The sequence below is a fragment of the Antrihabitans stalagmiti genome (genome assembly GCF_016482825.1).
GTDB classification, from domain to species: Bacteria; Actinomycetota; Actinomycetes; order Mycobacteriales; family Mycobacteriaceae; genus Antrihabitans; species Antrihabitans stalagmiti.
The window spans coordinates 1-13435 of the sequence record NZ_JAEMNV010000021.1; the positions used below are offsets into that span (position 1 = coordinate 1).

Below are 13435 nucleotides of genomic sequence, written 5' to 3' on the forward strand. Positions count from 1 at the left end.
CAGGCTCGCCAGATCGCGGCCGTTCTCCTCCGATTCGATCACGTCGGCAAGCTACCGAAGCCGCCTTGAGCCATAGCCTTCCGACCTACCCCAAACCTGAAGTTAGTTCAGTCAATGGTGCCTGACCTGCTCGGCGTTCGTCATCGACGCCACCCACCGCCAGGTGCTGCAACGCCAGCTACGCGACACCGCCGACCTGATCGACCGCGCCACAACCGAATTCGAGCAGCGCCACCACCAACCAATGCCCGAGGACAATGTCTGGCTCACCAGCGCCGCGCCGAACATGCCGCTCTCACGCGGCTGCTCGAAACGCTCGACTCAGCGCCCGACGCTGCCGCCCACGGCACCACACCGGCATGCCGCGAACCCTCCGCCGGACCAGTCGCTCTGACCCTCGACCTGTCCCGACATCGAAGGAACCGACCGTGACCGACACCCGAGATCGGCGTATCGCCGTGCTCGACGCAGCCGCGAAAACCAAGTCACTGAACAAGACCCGAGATGCCGACCAGGCAATCCGGCGACTCGTCAAACGCAACGAGCCGATCACTTTCCAAGCCGTTCAACGCGAAGCGGGCGTCTCCCACGCCTTCCTCTACAACCACGCCGATCTCCGACAGCGCATCGAGAACCTCCGCGCGCGCCACACCCCGATCGCCGCCACGCCAGCCGACAGCGACAACACGCTCGTCATCACCCTGACGCGCCAGATCGCCGACCTGAAGAAGCAACATCACCAGCAGCTCCAAGACCTCCGCAAGGTTCTCGAACGAGCCCACGGCGAAAACCTCGACCTCCGACGCGAACTCACCCGCCGCGGAACCACACCGACTTGACCGTAACGCTGTTGCGATCGCATCAACGCTTCCACCTGCGCAAACACGCCACCGGCACGCCTCATCCCTCGATAACTGCAGGCGTCGGAAAGACGCATCTGTCGGTCGGTTTGGCACGAGCTGCCGCCCACGCCGGCTACCTCACCTACTTCACCACCGCCGCCGACCTCGCCGCCCGCTGTCACCGCGCTGCGATCGAAGGCCGGTGGGCGACAACGATGCGGTTCTTCGCCGGCCCGACACTGTTGGTGATCGATGAACTCGGCTACCTACCACTGCCGGGTGAGGCGGCATCGGCGTTGTTTCAAGTTGTGGCGCAACGGTATATGAAAACCAGCATTGTGATCACGACCAACCGTGGCGTCGGAGAATGGGGATAGATGCTCGGTGACACCACCGTCGCTGCCGCGATGCTCGACCGACTGCTGCATCGATCGGTGGTTCTCAACCTCGACGGCGATTCCTACCGACTGCGCGACCACCACGCAGAGCAATGATCAATACCTGTGGATGGGGGTTTTGGGAGGGGCGCACCTTCCCGGAGGATGATCTTCACGGAATCAGGTATTCGATCAAGACCAGCGCGCCAACGCTGGTTGGGAAGGTACGCCCTTGCTCAAGGTAGTTCACGACACCGGTTCGTCCAACGCGGACGGCGAGATGACCGCGCGGTCGTTGCTCGACGAGATCGTCCGTGACGGTGCCCGGCAGATGCTCGCGGCGGCGTTGCAGGCCGAAGTCGCCGCCTACATCGACCGGTTCGCTGATCAGGTCGACGAGAACGGCCACCGTTTGGTGGTCCGCAACGGCTCCCACCACCAACGCGACGTGCTGACCGCGGCGGGCGCGGTGACGGTGACAGCGCCGCGCGTGAACGACAAGCGTGTCGATCCCGATTCCGGTGAGCGGCAACGCTTTGCCTCGGCGATCCTGCCGGCGTGGGCGCGGAAGTCGCCACAGATGAACGAGGTGCTGCCGTTGTTGTATCTGCACGGGCTGTCGACCAGCGACTTCGGGCCGGCGTTGGAGCAGTTCCTCGGCTCCGGTGCTGGGCTGTCGGCCGCCTCGATCACTCGGCTGACCGCGCAGTGGCAGGACGAAGCGAAAGCATTCGGAGAGCGGGACCTGTCCGGTACCGATTTCGTCTACCTCTGGGTCGACGGCATCCACCTCAAAGTTCGGCTGGAGCAAGAGAAGCTCTAGTCTGTTGGTGATGATCGGGGTCCGCGCCGACGGCCGCAAGGAGTTGGTCGCGTTGACCGACGGATACCGGGAGTCGACCGAGTCGTGGGCCGATCTGCTGCGCAGCTGCAGGCGCCGCGGCATGACCGCACCGGTGTTGGCGGTCGGCGACGGTGCTCTCGGGTTCTGGAGGGCTGTGCGGGAGGTGTTCCCGACGACCCGTGAGCAACGGTGCTGGTTCCACAAACAAGCCAATGTACTTGCTGCGCTGCCGAAGTCGGCGCATCCCGGTGCGTTGGCGGCGATGAAGGAGATCTACAACGCCGAAGACATCGACAAGGCCCAGGTCGCCATCAAAGCGTTCGCGGTCGACTACGAGGCGAAGTATCCGAAAGCGGTCGCGAAAATCGTCGACGACGCCGACGTGCTGCTGGAGTTCTATCGGTATCCGGCCGAGCATTGGGTGCATTTGCGCACGACGAACCCGATCGAATCGACTTTTGCGACCGTACGATTGCGGACCAAGGTCACCAAGAGTCCCGGGTCTCGTGCAGCGGGAATTGCCATGTCTTACAAGCTGATCGATGCCGCGCAACTTCGCTGGCGGGCGGTCAACGCACCCCACCTGGTCGCACTCGTGCGCGCCGGCGCGGTGTTCCACAAGGGCAAGCTGCTCGAACGCCCGACCGATATCACGCCCGAAGCGTCAACAACCGAGCCGGAAACCGCCGAATCGGAGGTCGCATGAAATCCCCGATCCACAGGTATTGACAATATCTCTCACCACGCACGGTCGGACACCCTCCGAAGAGCAACGACCGGAACCCGCCAACCACTACAGTGAACACAGCTCACAGGTGGGCTCTTTCGCCGAGCAAGTCTGAGCATTTTCGCTGAGCGTCATCAGCAGTCGCACCCGGTCGAACCTGCCGCCCTATCCTGGCTCAGGGACCTCACCCGCTCCGTCAGCCAGGCTCCAAACTCGTCGTAGATCTCGGCAAGCAGGTTCACCCGCTCCACTGAGAGGTAGACATGCCCGGCGTTGAACAGACCGCCTTGGACGGTTCCGACCAGTTGGCCGCTGGCAAGGTTGCGCACATCCAAGGCGTTCCGCTGCGGGCGCCGTGCTCATCGCTCCTCCCCGGGTGAGTGGGAACCGGCGGAGATCCCGTCGGGCCGGTTGTGTCCACTGGGTGTGTCGGTGAAAGCGTCAGCGATCACGGGAGCGGACTTGAACATCAGCGGTCCGTACGTATGCCGAAGCGCGGTCAGGATCGCGTTCAGAGGCAGGTCGTCGAAGATGCCGCGCTCGCGGACGTACTCCATATGCTGGGCTCCGTCTGCCGTGAATGCGTGCAGGAGGGCGTCGTTATCGCCATCGAAATCCACCGGTGGCACACCGAAGCGCGCGCACAATTCGCTGTTGAACGCGGGCGTGGCCTTCATCCACCGGCCGTCGATGTAGAGATGGCTGTAGCCGTGATAGACGAACAGGTCCGTGCCGCCCATGAGCGCTCGTAGTGTTTCGGTCTGCAAATGATTACGGACGTCAGCGAAGCCCAGCATCGCCGGAATCCCTGCCGCGCGGCATACCGCGGTCAAGAGCACCGCCTTCGGGACGCAGTAGGCGCGCCCGGTCTCGAGGACGAAGCTCGCTCGATAGTGGGCCGGATCGTCCGACACCGTGTAGGGGTCGTACCAGATCTGGTCGCGGACCGCGGCGAAGAGGCGCGTTGCCTTGTCCCGGTCGGTGCTCGCATTCCCAATGGCGTTTGCGGTGAACGCCCGGACTGACTCGTGCTCGATGTCGAGGAAGTCGGTCGCCCGCAACTGCGCCGCCGGTGCCGGATTCATCTGCGCTCCATGGTGATCGGCAACCCGTCGACAGGGACGGGGAGCGAGGTGTTGTCCCATCTAGCTTCGTACTGATCGGGGACCGTCCAGCTGTAGGTGCGCAGCATGTGGTGCAGGATCGCCTTGACCTCGAGAGTGCCGAAGTGCAGACCGATGCACTTGTGCACCCCTCCTCCGAAGGGAATCCACCCGAGGCGGTGATTCTGGTCCTCACGCCGCGGCTCGCTGAAGCGGTCAGGGTCAAAGGTGTCGGGGTCGGTCCAGCACGACTCGTCGAAGTGGTTCACCGCCGGAGCTACAGCCACCAGGGTGTCCGCGGGGATGTGGCGTCCGGCAATCGCGACATTCTCGACCGTCTTGCGCATCACGATCGGCACGGGCGCCACCAGACGCAGCGTTTCCTTGATCACCAGGTCGAGAGTCCTCAGCGAGTCCAGGTCGTCGATGTCCGGGCGGCGTTCACCGAGGTGGTCGGACTCGGCCCGACCCCGTTCCTGCCAGACGGGGTGCTTGGCGAGGAAGTAGACGGCAGCGGTGGTGGTGATGGTCGACGTGTCGTGGGCAGCCATCATCAAGAAGATCATGTGGTTGACGACGTCCTCATCGGTGAACGCCTCACCGTCGGCCGTGCTCGCATGGCACAGCCCCGAAAGCAGGTCGCTTCCCTGGCCGCTTCGCGCCGCCGGCACGTGCCGGCTGAAGTAGTCCTCCAGGAGCGCGCGCCCACGGACTCCGGCTCGCCACCGAGTCCCAGGCAGCGGGAAACGGATGATCGAGCTGGCCGCACGAACGGTGGCCACGAAGGCGTCGTTGATTGCGTCGGTGTCCTCGCTCCCTCCCCGACCCGCCATGAAGACGTTCGTTGCGACGTCGAGAGTCAAGGCCTTCAGCAATGGGTAGATTCGCGTGGACTGTCCCGGTGTCCACCTGGGGATGCTCGTCTCCAGCGTCGGGCCGAGCTGGTCGACGTAGGCGGCGAGCCGGTCGCGGGTAAAAGCCTCCTGCATGATCCGACGATGCATCTTGTGCTCGTCGAAGCTCATCAGCATCAGGCCCCGGTGAAAGAAGGCATCGATGAGATAGGTCCACCCGTCCTGGGAGAACGACTTCGCCTTGGTTGTTAGTGCCTCCTGCGTGGCATCCGGGCCGGCCACGATCACTATTTTCGTGCCGAAGGCGCCCATCCACGAGACCGGTCCTAACCGCTGGTATCTGAGCCGGGTGAAGTCAGAGCCGAACCGGATGTAGTCCAGCGTGTGACCGAGCAGAGGCAGTCCGGCGGTCCCTCGGACCGGCTCCAGGCCCGACCCCGCCGGGGGCGGGGCGAGGTCACGGACAGGCCACCGGTCACTGGCCCCCAGCAGGGCCGCGTCGACCCGACTCGGCAGTGGCACCATGAGGACCGACGAGAGCCGCTCACGACCCTTCGCCAGCGGGAGATGGATGACGTTCGTCATTGAAGTCCTTCCGAATCGGTCCCGCGTTCGCTGCTTATGCCTGTCGCCCCAACGGACCCAACGCTTCAGGCCGAGTCGGCAAGCACGAGTTCGGCCCGGCCGACAGGGAGTTGCTGCGTGATGACCCGCTTGCTGAACATGAAGTCGCGGGGGCGTTTGATGCAGTCGGCGGCGATGAGCTCGCCCGCGTGGAGATAGAAGCAGCTGAAGTCGCGGTCCCGGGTCGGATCGCCGCTGAGGACAACTTCGTCGTAGCCGGTGTTGAGACCAGCGATCTGGAGCTTGAGATCGTATTGATCCGACCAGAACCATGGAAGCGCCGCTATCTTCTTGGACTTCCCGCAGATGGTCGCAGCGGCGACCTTGGCCTGCTCGCCCGCGCTCGGCACGGACTCCAGGCGAATGCGACGGCCGTAACGGGCCATGACGTGGCTGGCGCAATCCCCGGCGGCCACGATGTCGGGGGCGCTGGTCCGCGCGTGGTCGTTTATCTCGATACCGTTGTCGACGACCAGACCCGCGGCGGCGGCGAGCTCGGTGTTCGGTTCCACGCCGATGCCGACAATGACGAGGTCGGTGGGAATCGATTCGCCACTAGCGAGGACTACCTCGCGGACCCTACCGTCACCGGACAGGGCCTCGACCAGTGCGCCCGTCCGGATGTTGACACCCTCCTCCCGGTGGATCCGGTCGAAGAACGCTGATACTTCGGGGGCGGTGACCCGCTCGAGGACGCGCCCGGTCGCCTCGAGCACGGTGACTTCCAGACCGAGCGCACGCAACGAGGCGGCCGTCTCCAGACCGATATAGCCGCCGCCGACGATAACGGCCCGAAGCCCGGGCCTGGCGGCCTCGCGGATACTCTCGACGTCCGCGGCAGTACGTAGGTAGTACACCCCGGCCAGGTCCGCGCCAGGTGTGGAGAGCCGCCGAGGACGAGCGCCGGTGCACAGCGCGAGCTTGTCGTAGGGCAGTGCGTCGCCGGTGTTCAGTACGACGTGACCAGCCGAGCGGTCGATCGCCGTGACCGTCGCGTCCAGGAGTCGGATTCCCTGTTTGCGGTAGAACTCGGCGCTGCGGATCGCGAGCTCGTCGAGTGTGCTCGTCCCGGCTAGATAGGACTTCGACAGCGGAGGGCGTTGGTATGGCAACGCAGACTCTTCGCCGATGAGGACGATCTCCCCGACCCACCCTTCCTGGCGCAGGCTGGCCGCGAGTTGGGCCCCGGCATGGCTGGCCCCGACGATGAGGGCCCGCTGCAATGTCATGCGTCGGACTTCGGGGTGAGGCGGACCATCATCTTGCTGATACCGCGCACGAAGTTGGACTGCACGTATTCGGGCTCGCCGACGACTTCGATGTTTTCGAAGCGAGGAAGCAACTCCTCCCAGAGAATCCGCAGCTGCAGCTCGGCCAGCCGGTTTCCCATGCAGCGGTGGACACCAAAGCCGAAGGAGATGTGGTTGCGGGCGTTGGCCCGGTCGATGATGAAGTCGTCGGGGCGTTCGAACACACGCTCGTCGCGGTTGCCCGAGGCATACCACATCACGACTTTGTCGCCTTTGCGGATGAACTGCCCGTTGAGCAGGGTGTCGGCCTTGGCGATCCTGCGCATATAGGCAAGCGGTGTCTGCCAGCGGATGATCTCCGAGCCCATGTTGGGAATCAGGTCCGGGTTCGCCTTCAACTTCTCGAACTGGTCAGGAAACCGGTTGAGCGCAAGAACACCTCCGCTCATCGAGTTCCGGGTCGTGTCGTTGCCTCCGACGATCAGCAACACCAGGTTGCCTAGGAACTCCATCGGGCGTTTGATCAGATCCTTGGTGTCCTCGTTGCTCTGCAGCATGGTGATCAGATCGAAGCCGGGTTGCTCGCCGGCAGCTGTCCGAGCCGCCTTATCGTGCCAGAGCGCACTGAGCCCTCGCGCCATGTCGCGCATGCCGCGGAACACCTCGTCGTTGTCAGAGGGACCTCCGTTTGCTTGCTCCATCGACGATGCGAGATCTGACCAATAGACGAGCTTGCGGCGCTGTTCGTAGGGAAAGTCCAGGAGGGTGGCAAGCATCCGAGCCGTCAACTCAACAGAGACACTCTGAACCCAGTCGAATGGCTGATCAACTGGCAGTTTGTCCAGCACTTCCCGGACTCGCGATCGAATCAGACCCTCCATCTCGCGCAAGTTCTTCGGCGCGACCACACCTTGTACAGCGGCCCGCTGCACGTCGTGACGTGGCGGATCCATCGCGATGAACATCTCGATATCAAGAAAGCGAGGTGGGACCCCGATTACGATGACCGGCTCGGCCGAGAACGATTCGTGGTTCTTGTCGACGGCCATTATGTCGGCATGCCGCGTAATGGACCAGAACGGGCCGAACGGACTGTTGGGCTGATAGTGGACCGGAGCTTCGTTGCGCACGCGCTCGAAGTAGGACTGCCAGCGGCCCTGGCGGTAGAGGAATGGGTTGCTGAGGTCGATGTCGGCCAGTTCGACGTCCTCCACCGGCGGGATGGGGCGCTCGACGAAGAGCTTCTCCCCGTTCGTCCCGGTCATCCATCGCCGGGTGAAGTCGTACATCTGAGCGCCCTGGATCTGCAAGTCCATCGGGATGGTCGACTGAATCTTGGCGGTGATCCCCTCTGGAATCTTCATCACGTCTTGCCCCTCTCTGTCGTCGTCACATCTGGAACTCAGGCAGTTGGACGATCAAGCCGTCCCATACCGCGCAGGCCACCATCTGGCAGGACAGTCGGGAGGTCGGCTGACGCTCGGGATTCATTGCGAGCATCTCCTCCTCAACGGTGCCCGACAGTCCGACCTGCTCGGACCATTGCGGATCGACGATCACATGGCACGTACCGCACGCGGCTTCGCCTCCGCAGTCTCCGTCGATGCCGGGCACCGCGTTGTTGATTGCGACCTGCATCAGCGAGTGCCCCTCCTCGAGGGGCGCCTCGTGTTTGTCGCCGTCGTGGGAGACAAATGTGATAACTGACATAGCCAACTCCTAATGCGGCGTCCTCGACACGGGAACTAAGTGAAAGTGTTGTCGACGAGGACCGCCGAGGCTATGTTCGGCGGAGTCATATATTTGTGAGTTCGGTTCAGAGGATGCGCAACAAATTGAGCCTCTACGAAGTCGGTGTCCCCCCCTTCGCGTTCGTGCAACTGCTCGAGAGTCAAGCACTCGACCCAGACGCCGTCGCGCGGTTTCGAAACGTCATGACTCGCGAGGGAACGAATGAAGGCCTTCTAATCCAGCGTGAGGTTCAGGCCCCTCTACGGTGGTTTCGGGAGGTCTATCCCGAGCTGGATGTCGACCAGGCAATACTGCTCGGCTTCGCGTTCGCCGAACAGGCCCAGTTGACATCGTTCGGCCCCTTGAGTTTTCCGCTGGTCAGCGCAGGCTCCGTAGCCGAGATCGTGGAACTGCTCACCTATCTGCCATTGATCTCGACAGCCCTGAGTCCACAGTTTTATCCAAGTGAACACGGCCTTACCATCGCACTCACCGGACACACAAGCGATCCCGCACTGGACTGCTTGGTCGTCACCTACGGCGGGCTGGCAGTGCTGCGACTACTCGACATGCTCGCCGGAGACGTTTCAACCGTCAGACTCCACCTGACTTGGCCGGTGCCGACCTTCATGACCAACCATGAAGAAATTATTGGCGGGCGACTGCTCTTCAACGCCCCAATGTCTTTCCTCCATGTCCCCGCTGAAACGCTCAGCGAGGTCTGCCGGTTCTCCGATCCCCTCGCGTATCGACTCGCCATAGTCGACCTGAAGCAAACTCTCGAACAGCGGAGCGGGACCACATCGTTTTCGGAGAAGGTGAGACGGTTCCTGGAGAAGGATCGTCCCGGGCAAAGCAGCCGACAATCGGTAGCTGACGAGCTGTCAATCTCCACCAGCACACTCAAGCGGCGCCTCTCCGAAGAGGGGACCACCTTTCGCGAGCTGCGCGAGTCATGCCTGCGCGAGCGTGCGATGCTACGACTCCTCGACCGATCAATCTCGGTGAGTGAGATAGCGACGGATCTCGGATACAGCGACCTATCCAACTTCTCACACGCCTTCAAGCGATGGACCGGCCGATCTCCTAGAGAGTTCTCTCACGACCAGCATGAAAGGTGAATCTGTAGCCCGAACCGCCCGATAGCGCACCCAGCTGACCGCACAACCTAGCGTTCGAAGCAGTTCCCCTTCGAAACGTGAGCTATTCCAGCGATCTTCGCATTGTCGTCGATTGGAGTCGGCGTGCCGATATTTCCATCGGACATCGGCGAGGCTGCGTTCTTTCAGCCTGCCAGGCTCTTGTGTTGCTCAATGCAACCAGAAGTCGCCTCTTTTGAGCGGCTGCTGGGTCCCCGGATGCTTCTACAGGAGAAACATCCTGCGCGCAGCGAGGAAGTCATCGACCAGGCGAACACAGTCGGACTGACCGAAGGCGTGAATACCGGTCAGGCGTGCGAACACTATCGGCCCGACCAGTTGCGACAAGGCAACTGTGGTGTCGAATTCGCCGAGTTCGGCGGCTGTCGAGTATCTGATCGAACGGCCCACGGTACTGATCGGCGACCCGGGCGCGCAGCGCACCCATCGATCGTGACCCATCTTCGTGCGGGCCGCCAGACTTGCTGCCGGAAGCGGTGGACCCGAGCGCGAGCCAGGCCAGCGTCGTGAGTTGTATCGGCGTTTCCTCGATCAGAACCGCTTGCCGACTCAGTAACTCGATCAAACGCTGGCGTAATGTCCCGCTCTCTGGCGGCGGCGTGACCTGAGGCAACAGTCGCTCGAAGGTTGCAGCGAGCAGATGCGTCGAGCTGCTGAAATGCCGGTACAAAGTAGTGCGGGCAACCTTGGGCGCCTTTGTCACTGCGTCGATGGTGACCGCCTCGATACCGCCGGTGCTGAGCAACCCAGTCGCCGCGTCCAGCAACCGCGCACGGGAGCGCATCCGCCGCGGATCGATGTCGTCATCATCGGCGCACGATCCAGAATCAGCGTTCATCCCTGTATGCACCTCTCGTTCGCTAACCGAACCGAAACACCGATGGCACTGTCGTCCCGATAACATTTATGATACCGATAGTAGCGGACAGCTACTGGCGATATCTGCACAGAGGAGGCGCGATGCAATCGACCAAATCTTCGACTTTACGCTTGTCGCGGGCCCAGCAATGGACGCTGGTGGTGTCGTGCCTGTCCGTCGCATTGGTCATCGGGTCGATGGCAGCGCTCTACGCCGCCCTCACCGACATCGCGACCGCGACTGGTGCGACCCAGGTCCAACTCACCTGGATAGTCGACGGTTACACCCTCGCATTGGCGTGTCTGGTGCTCCCTGCTGGCGCGCTGGGTGACCGCTACGGTCGACGGGCCGTACTGATCGCTGGACTGACGGTATTCTCGGCCGCATCGGCAATACCGCTGCTGTGGCAGGACCCGGTTTCACTGATCGCCGCACGCGCAATCGCTGGTGCCGGCGCCGCACTCGTGATGCCGTCGACTCTGTCGATTATGACCACAGGTCTCCCGGAGCACCAGCGCGGACGGGCGGTCGGGATCTGGGCAGGTGTGGCCGGATCCGGTGCAGTGCTGGGCATTCTCGGATCCGGCGTTCTGCTTGAGGTGTGGTCGTGGCAGTCGATCTTCGCCGGATTGACCGCCATTGGGTTGGTGCTGCTGATCTTGGCTTTCACAATTCCCGAATCCGTCGACCGACTACGTCCAGCAATGGATCCAGTGGGTTCGGTGAGCATCGCGGTCACGATCGGGGCCATCGTCGTCGCCTTGACAGAGGCGCCGCTACGCGGCTGGGACGACCCGGTCGTGCTCGGTCTCCTTGGGACCGGACTGGTCGCCGCGACGATCTTTGTTGCCGTCGAACTACGAGTCGAGCATCCGCTATTGCCGTTGCACTTGTTCATCCATCGCGGGTTCGGTAGCGCGACCGTCTCGATCACGCTCCAGTTCGTCGTGATGTTCGGGGTGTTCCTGGTTCTCGTGCAATTCTTACAGCTGATTCTCGGCTACCGCCCCCTGCACTCCGCGTTGGCGATCGCTCCGATGATCATTCCGCTGGTATTGATTTCTGTGATCGCGCCGTGGTTCGCCGAGCGGGTCGGCCTACGCATGGTGACCGTTACTGGGCTGTTGCTCATCTCGATGGGGTTGTTCCTGATCAGCCGGCTGAGCGTCGATGCCGTCTATGTCGACATGTTGTGGCCACTGCTCATCTTGAGTGCTGGGTTGGGTTTGTGCACCGCACCCGCCACTGCTGCCATCGTGGCGGATACACCCCCCGAGAAGCAGGGGGTCGCCGCGGCCGTCAACGACGCCGCCAGAGAAATCGGCGCAGCAATCGGGATCGCCATCGCCGGAAGCGTGCTCGCCGCGGGGTACAGCAACCGCATCCAACCCGCACTGCCCCGACTGCCCGAACAAGCACGCGAGCCCGTATCCGACTCACTCGCAGCAGCCCTGCAGGTCACCGACCGGACAGGTCCTGCCGCGCAGGAGTTGGCCGACTTCGCCAAGGCCGCATTCGTGCACGGCGCCGAACAAGCGTCGCTGGTCCTGGCCATCATCGTCGGCGTTGGGGCGGTCGTACTCGCCCCCTGGACGCCCGGCCGACGACACGTCCCTGACCACGATCGCGAGCGCCATAGCGACCGCGACCAAGAGCCCGCGCTTCGCGCGTTGCGAACCCAGTAACCGAGATAAGCTCGCTACGACTCTCACCACGTAGCCGGAGAACGTGGTGCCGCTGCAGCCGCGCGCAAGAACTCCCTGCGGCGTCAATTCCCCCGCCGACGCAGCCTCACGCTCGAACTTATCTCGAAGAGCCTCGCGAGCCTTTGCGTCCGTGCGGCACGATCCGTCGTTCGAGCCCACGATTGATGCGCCGCGATCCGTGCCTGGAGGACCCGTCGTTCTCGGTCGCCATGTCCCACCATTCTCTCGGCGGGGGTTCCACTTTGACCGTCACCATTTACACCAAGCCTGCATGCGTGCAGTGCAACGCGACGTACCGTTGCTCTCGACAAGGCCGGAATCGACTACACGTTGGTCGACATCTCGCAAAACGACGCCGCGCGGGTTTACGTGTTGAGCCTGGGCCACCTACAGGCACCGGTGATTGTCATGGACGGCGGAACTCATTTCGGCGGTTTCGTCCCGACCGCATTTCCGCGCTCGCTGCCGCAGCGGCTTGACTGAGAAGGACCCTCGCGAGCTCGCGCAACCGTCGCCACTCGATAGCCACCTGAATGCAACCGCCGCACATCCGGCATCCCACACCGAGCTCGGAGCTGGCGCGGCGGATGACCTCACACTCGATACCGCGACACGGAAGAATCGGAACCGATGAGCGCTACCCCCATGCCCGACATGGCCGGCGAGTTCCATGCCGCTCTCGACTCCGACGACCTGAATTACACCTAGCTCGACGTCGAAGCACAAACGTTGCGCGCACTACTGTGGCGAGCCCTGAGGCTGCCCGCACCGTCATCAACCTACTCAAACCGGCTGACTTCTACCGTCCGGTCTGCGCCGCGCTGCTGTTCACTGTGATCACACGCCTGGTGACCGAGTCCCGGCCGCACCGTTCGGCGCTGGTGTTGGCCGAGCTGCCGCGCGCCGGCAAAGTCAGCGGCCTGCTCAGTCGCGCACTCACCGACGTCGCCTTGGCTGATGCCCGCGAACACGAGATATCGCACTACGCACGTGCTGTACTCGCGCAGTCCTACCGCCGCGGATACGCCACCGCAGCCGTCACGTTGGCGCAGCTCGCTGCCGAGGCGAGCGAAGACGAATTATCTGCATCTTGCCCTCAGTGGGAGCACAAACCTGCATTTCACAACGTAACGGACATGTCTGTCAGCCACTGGTTTGCCAGTCGGAATCGACTCAATTCCGTCGTTGGCGACGAGGACTACGGCTTAGCTGGACATCAGCATGAAAGGGCAATTAGATGACTTCGATACCAAACCTGACGCTTGCTTCTCCTGCGGGCTGGCCGGACGAGGAGTCATACGCTGTTTTGCCCGCCGAGGATGTCGAAGTGCTCGGGCTGTGCGCACTGGTATGGGCGA

At 62.9% G+C, this 13435-nt stretch carries 10 protein-coding genes and 4 pseudogenes; 8 read left to right on the top strand and 6 right to left on the bottom strand.

Features of this window, described 5'->3' with window-relative positions:
* The first annotated feature begins 163 nt into the window (after positions 1–163).
* The 4 genes and pseudogenes from JGU71_RS29240 to JGU71_RS29255 all read left to right on the top strand — a co-directional run bounded on the left by JGU71_RS29240 (position 164) and on the right by JGU71_RS29255 (position 2769).
* A complete protein-coding gene (locus JGU71_RS29240; protein ID WP_233530269.1) occupies positions 164–394 on the top strand; it encodes a hypothetical protein in 231 nt (76 codons plus the stop codon).
* A gap of 34 nt (positions 395–428) precedes the next feature.
* A complete protein-coding gene (locus JGU71_RS29245; protein ID WP_199708672.1) occupies positions 429–839 on the top strand; it encodes a DUF6262 family protein in 411 nt (136 codons plus the stop codon).
* Between the two features lie 80 nt (positions 840–919).
* A pseudogene (locus tag JGU71_RS29250) lies at positions 920–1336 on the top strand (ATP-binding protein); the annotation flags it as partial.
* A gap of 115 nt (positions 1337–1451) precedes the next feature.
* A pseudogene (locus JGU71_RS29255) lies at positions 1452–2769 on the top strand (IS256 family transposase).
* 380 nt (positions 2770–3149) lie between these two features.
* Here JGU71_RS29255 and JGU71_RS29260 read toward each other — a convergent pair.
* The 5 genes from JGU71_RS29260 to JGU71_RS29280 all read right to left on the bottom strand — a co-directional run bounded on the left by JGU71_RS29260 (position 3150) and on the right by JGU71_RS29280 (position 8331).
* Positions 3150–3875, bottom strand: a complete 726-nt coding sequence (locus JGU71_RS29260; protein ID WP_169594494.1) for a transglutaminase-like domain-containing protein — start codon at positions 3873–3875, stop codon at positions 3150–3152.
* Positions 3872–5332: a cytochrome P450 gene (locus tag JGU71_RS29265; RefSeq protein ID WP_199708673.1), complete on the bottom strand. Its 1461-nt coding sequence runs from the start codon at positions 5330–5332 to the stop codon at positions 3872–3874. The genes JGU71_RS29260 and JGU71_RS29265 overlap by 4 nt, the downstream gene beginning before the upstream one ends.
* 65 nt (positions 5333–5397) lie before the next feature.
* Entirely contained in the window at positions 5398–6600 is a 1203-nt protein-coding gene (locus tag JGU71_RS29270) for an NAD(P)/FAD-dependent oxidoreductase (RefSeq protein ID WP_169594485.1), read from the bottom strand.
* Complete coding sequence (locus JGU71_RS29275; RefSeq protein WP_199708675.1) at positions 6597–7985, bottom strand: cytochrome P450; 1389 nt, start codon at positions 7983–7985, stop codon at positions 6597–6599. Before JGU71_RS29275 ends, JGU71_RS29270 begins: the two co-directional genes overlap by 4 nt.
* 25 nt (positions 7986–8010) lie before the next feature.
* On the bottom strand, positions 8011–8331 hold the full coding sequence (locus JGU71_RS29280; protein WP_169594483.1) for a 2Fe-2S iron-sulfur cluster-binding protein: 321 nt from the start codon (positions 8329–8331) through the stop codon (positions 8011–8013).
* A 125-nt stretch (positions 8332–8456) separates the two neighbouring features.
* Here JGU71_RS29280 and JGU71_RS29285 point away from each other — a divergent pair, with 125 nt between their 5' ends.
* The gene (locus tag JGU71_RS29285; RefSeq protein WP_199708676.1) at positions 8457–9473 is read left to right on the top strand and encodes a helix-turn-helix transcriptional regulator; all 1017 of its coding nucleotides are present in this window, start codon (positions 8457–8459) and stop codon (positions 9471–9473) included.
* A 243-nt stretch (positions 9474–9716) separates the two neighbouring features.
* Here JGU71_RS29285 and JGU71_RS29290 read toward each other — a convergent pair.
* A pseudogene (locus JGU71_RS29290) lies at positions 9717–10350 on the bottom strand (TetR/AcrR family transcriptional regulator).
* Between the two features lie 122 nt (positions 10351–10472).
* Here JGU71_RS29290 and JGU71_RS29295 point away from each other — a divergent pair.
* The 3 genes and pseudogenes from JGU71_RS29295 to JGU71_RS29305 all read left to right on the top strand — a co-directional run bounded on the left by JGU71_RS29295 (position 10473) and on the right by JGU71_RS29305 (position 13318).
* A complete protein-coding gene (locus JGU71_RS29295; RefSeq protein ID WP_199682995.1) occupies positions 10473–12056 on the top strand; it encodes an MFS transporter in 1584 nt (527 codons plus the stop codon).
* Between the two features lie 263 nt (positions 12057–12319).
* Positions 12320–12556: pseudogene (nrdH, locus tag JGU71_RS29300) on the top strand (glutaredoxin-like protein NrdH).
* Positions 12557–12820: 264 nt separating this feature from the next.
* Positions 12821–13318: a DnaB-like helicase N-terminal domain-containing protein gene (locus JGU71_RS29305; protein ID WP_199708674.1), complete on the top strand. Its 498-nt coding sequence runs from the start codon at positions 12821–12823 to the stop codon at positions 13316–13318.
* Positions 13319–13435: the final 117 nt, after the last annotated feature.

Coding starts and splice junctions, on each gene's coding strand:
- JGU71_RS29260 (WP_169594494.1), bottom strand. CDS start 3,875: ATGAATCCGGCACCGGCGGCGCAGTTGCGGGCGACCGACTTCCTCGAC.
- JGU71_RS29265 (WP_199708673.1), bottom strand. CDS start 5,332: ATGACGAACGTCATCCATCTCCCGCTGGCGAAGGGTCGTGAGCGGCTC.
- JGU71_RS29270 (WP_169594485.1), bottom strand. CDS start 6,600: ATGACATTGCAGCGGGCCCTCATCGTCGGGGCCAGCCATGCCGGGGCC.
- JGU71_RS29275 (WP_199708675.1), bottom strand. CDS start 7,985: ATGAAGATTCCAGAGGGGATCACCGCCAAGATTCAGTCGACCATCCCG.
- JGU71_RS29280 (WP_169594483.1), bottom strand. CDS start 8,331: ATGTCAGTTATCACATTTGTCTCCCACGACGGCGACAAACACGAGGCG.
- JGU71_RS29295 (WP_199682995.1), top strand. CDS start 10,473: ATGCAATCGACCAAATCTTCGACTTTACGCTTGTCGCGGGCCCAGCAA.